This window comes from Paeniglutamicibacter sp. (genome assembly GCF_046714615.1).
Classification (GTDB): Bacteria; Actinomycetota; Actinomycetes; order Actinomycetales; family Micrococcaceae; genus Paeniglutamicibacter.
Genome location: NZ_JBKKAP010000076.1, coordinates 1 through 5,118, shown reverse-complemented (window position 1 = coordinate 5,118; position 5,118 = coordinate 1). Strand labels below are relative to the sequence as shown.

Here is a 5,118-nt window from a genome sequence, read left to right as displayed (position 1 = left end):
ATCTCCTCCACGCCCCAACTGCTCGCCTCGTTTTAAGCCGCGGCGAAACGCGATGGGCCCGTGCCTTAAACCTTGTGGTTTGGGGCAGGGACCCTTCGTCGTTGGCGGGACCCGCGGGATCGCCCGCGGTTCCCTTTTGCCGGCCCGGCGCTCAGTGGCGGGCCGTGGCTGTTTTTACCACTCGGTGTCGTCATCGTCGTCGGCCTCGGAGATCCCGAGGTCCGGCTGCTGGTTCGAATCGAACTCGGCCCAGGCCTCGGTAAAGCCGAGGATGTCCTCGAGCGCCTCTTCGTCGTCGTCGTCCAACAGCTCCAGTGCCTCGGGGGTGTCGAGGATGATTCCGATCGCCGAGGCAGGGTGTTCCTCGAAGTAGTCGATCGGCGAGTAGTCGGAGTTGAAGGTCATGTCCTTGCTCTGCCCATACAGTTCGATGAAGGCACGCACCGCCTTCGGCACACGGGCCAGATCCAGGCCGGACAAGGAGTCGTTGTAGGCCTGCGCCGTTGCCTCGGCCCATTCCTCGATGATGGCTTCATTCATTTGTGTATCGGTATTGCCCACTGCCCTGTCCTGCCTATTTGGAGTTGCATCGAGCACCAATAGTAATGGGCGGAACCCGAAGCGTACATGCCAAAAAATGTGAAATTCGTTGGGCTAATACAGCCGCCGCGACGGCACCGATCCGCCGGCCCCCGGGACAGGCAAAAGGGAACCCGCGCGGGCGCCTGGACGGCACCTGCACGGGTTCCCCCGGACGATCTTCTGGTTACAGTCGGCGGTTGGCCAGCACCGGCAGGAACTCGCGCACCTCGTCGATGCGCCGACGCGTGACATCCGTCGTCACCAGGCCCTCGGCGTCGTCACCCAGGTACTCGATCGGCACGCCCATGGGATCCAGGATCGCTGAGTGGCCGATGGTGTGGCTCGAGCTGGTTCCGGCTGCCGCGACCCACACCGTGTTCTCGATGGCCCGGGCCCGCAGCAGGGTTTCCCAGTGCTCGATCTTGTGCTCGCCCTTGAACCAGGCGGCAGCGACCAGCAACAGCTCGGCGCCCTCGTTGACCAGCCTCCGGGCGATCTCCGGGAAGCGCAGGTCGTAGCAGGTAAACACCCCGACCTTCATGCCGGCGATCTCGAAGACGGGAACCTCGGCAACGTCCCCTGCCTTGATGGACTTGGACTCCTGGTAGGAGAACGCGTCGTAGAGGTGGATCTTGCGGTAGGTGCCCAGGATCGCGCCGTCATCACCCAGCACGGCCAGGGTGTTGTACGGCCGCTCGTCGCCGCTCTGCTCGTACCCTCCGGCCACGATAGCAACCTTGTATTCCGCTGCCATGAACGAGAGCTGCTGGACGAACTTGGTCCAGTTCCCTTCGACGGCGGCGTTCAGCGGGCCGGTCACCTGGGACACGGCGAGCATGGCCTCTTCGGGAAACAGCACCAGGTCGGCGTCCTCGGTCTTCGCCTTGGCGACCAGACGTTCCATGGTTTCCAAGTTGTCGGAGACCGACCCGGTGGGGGCAAATTGACCAACGCTGACCTTCATGGCGATTCCCTTCGTCGCTGAGTTCTTCCACCCAGCCTAACGACAATCACCCATTCGGTGGATCAGCCGCCCCAATTTTCGCCCCGGCCTGAAGAATGTGACGGGAAACGCCCGAACGCGCGGCCACGCCACCTGCCGACGCCGAGAAGGCCCCGCCCCGTGGATACGGCAAGGGCGCGGTGCCGGCCGGTTGAATGTCCTTCACCCGGTCCCGCACCGCGCCCTCGCGCTTGCCTTGACTGTCAGTCGTTGATCAAGTCGTGGCGGACGATCGTCTGCTCACGGTCCGGTCCCACGCCGATGGCGGAGAAGCGGGTCCCGCTCATGGCCTCGAGCGCCAACACGTAGTCGCGGGCGTTCTGCGGCAGGTCCTCCAGCGTGCGGGCGCCGGTGATGTCCTCGGTCCAGCCATCGAAGTACTCGAAGATCGGCTTGGCGTGGTGGAAATCGGTCTGCGTCATCGGCATTTCGTCGTGGCGCACCCCGTCCACGTCGTAGGCCACGCACACCGGGATCTGCTCGATGTTGGTGAGCACATCCAGCTTGGTCACGAAGTAGTCGGTGAAGCCGTTCACGCGCGAGGCGTGGCGGGCCAGGACCGCGTCGTACCAGCCACAGCGACGCGGGCGACCGGTGTTCACACCGAACTCGCCGCCGGTCTTCTGCAGGTACTCGCCCATGTCGTCAAACAACTCGGTCGGGAACGGACCTGCACCCACGCGGGTGGTGTAGGCCTTGATGATGCCGATCGAGCGGCTGATGCGGGTCGGGCCGATGCCCGAGCCGACCGACGCGCCGCCGGCGGTCGGGTTCGAGGACGTCACGAACGGGTAGGTGCCGTGGTCAACGTCCAGGAACGTGGCCTGGCCGCCCTCCATGAGCACGACCTTGCCGGCGTCCAACGCGTTGTTCAGCTCAAGGGTCGCATCGATCACCAGTGGACGCAGGCGCTCGGCGTAGGAGAGGAAGTACTCGACGATTTCCTCGACCTCGACGCTGCGGCGGTTGTAGACCTTGACCAGCAGCTCGTTCTTCTGGCGCAGCGCACCCTCGACCTTCTGGCGCAGGATGGATTCGTCAAAGACGTCCTGCACACGGATGCCCAGGCGGCCGATCTTGTCCATGTAGGCCGGGCCGATGCCGCGTCCGGTGGTGCCGATGGCACGCTTGCCCAGGAAGCGTTCGGTGACCTTGTCCATGGTCTGGTGGTACGGGGCAACCAGGTGCGCGTTGGCCGAAACCCGCAGCTTCGAAGTGTCGGCACCGCGTGCCTGCAGGCCCTCGATTTCCTCGAAGAGTGCCTCGAGGTTGACCACACACCCGTTGCCGATGATCGGGATGGCATTGGGTGAAAGAATTCCGGCGGGAAGGAGCTTGAGCTCATACTTTTCACCGCCAACGACGACTGTATGACCTGCGTTGTTGCCGCCGTTTGGCTTTACAACGTAGTCAACCTGGCCACCCAATAGGTCTGTGGCCTTGCCCTTGCCTTCGTCGCCCCACTGGGCGCCGACGATCACGATTGCTGGCATGGGATCCTCCCCCTTGCTCGATTCAGCGCGGCCGGCAAAAATGCCGGGTCCCGGCGGTGCCGGGCGCAGAAATGCCCCTCGCTCTTCGACTGGCCCGAGCAGGATCAGGAAGAACAGTAAGGGGCTCTTACGTCACGAGTTTACCCGATGCAGCATCAATGGGTGGATTTATGCTTCCCGCGGCTGGTCCTCGGCCTCGATCGCGGCCGATAATGCGACACGTGCCAGCATTTCCCAGTGCTCCATCGAACTTTCCGGAACCGACACCCAATCGCGGAAGGGCCGTCCCTGGCCCGAGGGGTCGAAAAGGTCTGCGCCGGGATACTTCAGGGCCGTGCGCATGGCTTCGCTCTCGCGTCCCACCTTGAATCCCATGGTGTCCTCAATCAGGCAGGCAATGGCCTTGGACTCGTACTTCAAGGCGTCCTTGCCAAACATCTTTCCGGCAGCCACTCCCTCACCGAGCAAGGCCCGGGTGAGCCGCTGAAACTCGTTCATGGCCTCTGGTGTAGGAAATTGCATACTCATGCCCCAATCAAACCCCGCCATTGCCCCTTGCGTCGAGGGATCGGAGAAAAGACTTTTGGCGAGGGCCGGTCGTTGCGGCGTGTGCCCGAGATGATGACGCGGAGAAAAACCCCCATATTCAGACTTGCTTGGGGCGCCGCCTAGACTGGGAGCCATGGCCCTGACGCGCGAACAACTCATTGATGCCGCCGTGGGCGTGCTCTCGGAGTTTGGCCTGGCCGACCTGTCAATGCGCCGACTGGCCCGGGAACTCGATGTCCAGGTAGGCGCCCTGTATTGGCACGTGAAGTCCAAGCAGGAACTGCTTGTGGATGTTGCCGCCAGGCTCCTGGACGCGGTGCCCCGGCCCGAGTCCCCCACCCCGGCATTGGCGCCGATGGCCATCGGCGCGCTGCTGCGCCAACTGCGCACAGCGCTAATCGCGGTTCCGGACTCGGCGGAAGTCATGCAGCTTGCCCAGTCCATGCGTCCGGAGTCGCTGGACCCGTTGGGCTGGCTCCTGGATTTCCTGAGGATTGCGGGCATTCCCGAGAGCGATTCGACCTATGCCCGGCACGTGCTGGTCAACCATTTGCTGGGGTCGATCGGTGCCCATCAGGAGGCGTTGGCGCTGGCCGCCGGCGTCGAACCCGCCGAGGCATCAGCCGCCTGGGGCGACGAGGCCTTCGACTACGGGGTGCGGGTGATCCTGCAAGGACTGACCTTGGAGCGACTCGCCGGCTAACTGCCCAGGCGCCCGTTGGAGGCTTCCAGGTAGCAAGCCCCGCACAGGGATTCGTACCAAACCTCATCCCCGTCGATGGCCACCTGGTCCCCGTCAAAGATGATCTCGGTGCCGATACGGCGGGTGTTGAACACCGCTTTCCTGCCACAGCGGCAAATCGTCTTGAGCTCCTCAAGGCTGTGGGCGATCTCCAGCAGTCGTCGCGACCCCGGGAATGCATGGGTGCGGAAATCCGAGCGGATCCCGTAAGCCAGCACCGGGACGTTGTCCAGGATGGCGATGCGGAACAGGTCATCGACCTGCCCAGGGGTCAGGAATTGGGCCTCGTCCACCAACAGGCAGGCCACCGGCGGCGCATCCACGTGCTGCAGCAGTGCGTCCGGGTCGTCCCCGGCGACTTTCGTGGCAAAAAGTTCGCGGACATTCGCTGACGGCGGGATGAGGAAATCCACGTCGCGGCTCATGCCCAGACGGGAAACGATGCCCGAATCGCCCTTGGTGTCGATCCCAGGCTTCGCCAAAAGGACGCGCTGTCCGCGCTCTTCATAGTTGAATGCGGTTTGGAGAAGTCCCGTGGACTTGCCGGAATTCATTGCTCCATAGCGGAAGTACAGCTTCGCCACATCGTTCCTTTCGAGTTGGACACCGTGGACGATTCTATGTGCCAAAGCTTTCCCGAAAGGAACGGCAGTGCTCCCCCGCGCACAACATTGTCCCGGTGCCCCGGGCTTAGGCGGCCCCCCGGCCCCCGGACAAAGCGTCCGTGGAGTCCGCAGGGGGGCCCGCCG

At 63.7% G+C, this 5,118-nt stretch carries 6 protein-coding genes; 1 reads left to right on the top strand and 5 read right to left on the bottom strand.

Translation table 11 applies throughout. The features are described 5' to 3' along the window. Positions 1 to 174 precede the first annotated feature (174 nt). The 4 genes from ACLQ7E_RS08240 to ACLQ7E_RS08225 all read right to left on the bottom strand — a co-directional run bounded on the left by ACLQ7E_RS08240 (position 175) and on the right by ACLQ7E_RS08225 (position 3,606). Positions 175 to 540 carry a hypothetical protein gene (locus tag ACLQ7E_RS08240; RefSeq protein WP_411732095.1) on the bottom strand — a complete coding sequence of 122 codons (366 nt, stop codon included), beginning with the start codon at positions 538 to 540 and terminating at the stop codon, positions 175 to 177. Positions 541 to 766: 226 nt separating this feature from the next. Then, a complete protein-coding gene (locus tag ACLQ7E_RS08235) occupies positions 767 to 1,546 on the bottom strand; it encodes a carbon-nitrogen hydrolase family protein (protein ID WP_411732094.1) in 780 nt (259 codons plus the stop codon). A gap of 242 nt (positions 1,547 to 1,788) precedes the next feature. After that, a complete protein-coding gene (locus ACLQ7E_RS08230) occupies positions 1,789 to 3,078 on the bottom strand; it encodes an adenylosuccinate synthase (protein WP_411732093.1) in 1,290 nt (429 codons plus the stop codon). Between the two features lie 168 nt (positions 3,079 to 3,246). After that, positions 3,247 to 3,606 carry a hypothetical protein gene (locus ACLQ7E_RS08225; RefSeq protein WP_411732092.1) on the bottom strand — a complete coding sequence of 120 codons (360 nt, stop codon included), beginning with the start codon at positions 3,604 to 3,606 and terminating at the stop codon, positions 3,247 to 3,249. Between the two features lie 154 nt (positions 3,607 to 3,760). Here ACLQ7E_RS08225 and ACLQ7E_RS08220 point away from each other — a divergent pair, with 154 nt between their 5' ends. Continuing rightward, complete coding sequence (locus ACLQ7E_RS08220; protein ID WP_411732091.1) at positions 3,761 to 4,330, top strand: TetR family transcriptional regulator; 570 nt, start codon at positions 3,761 to 3,763, stop codon at positions 4,328 to 4,330. Here ACLQ7E_RS08220 and ACLQ7E_RS08215 read toward each other — a convergent pair. Next, positions 4,327 to 4,953, bottom strand: coding sequence for a thymidine kinase (locus ACLQ7E_RS08215; RefSeq protein WP_411732090.1), 627 nt, complete (start codon positions 4,951 to 4,953; stop codon positions 4,327 to 4,329). The two genes, ACLQ7E_RS08220 and ACLQ7E_RS08215, sit on opposite strands and share 4 nt — an antisense overlap. Positions 4,954 to 5,118 lie beyond the last annotated feature (165 nt).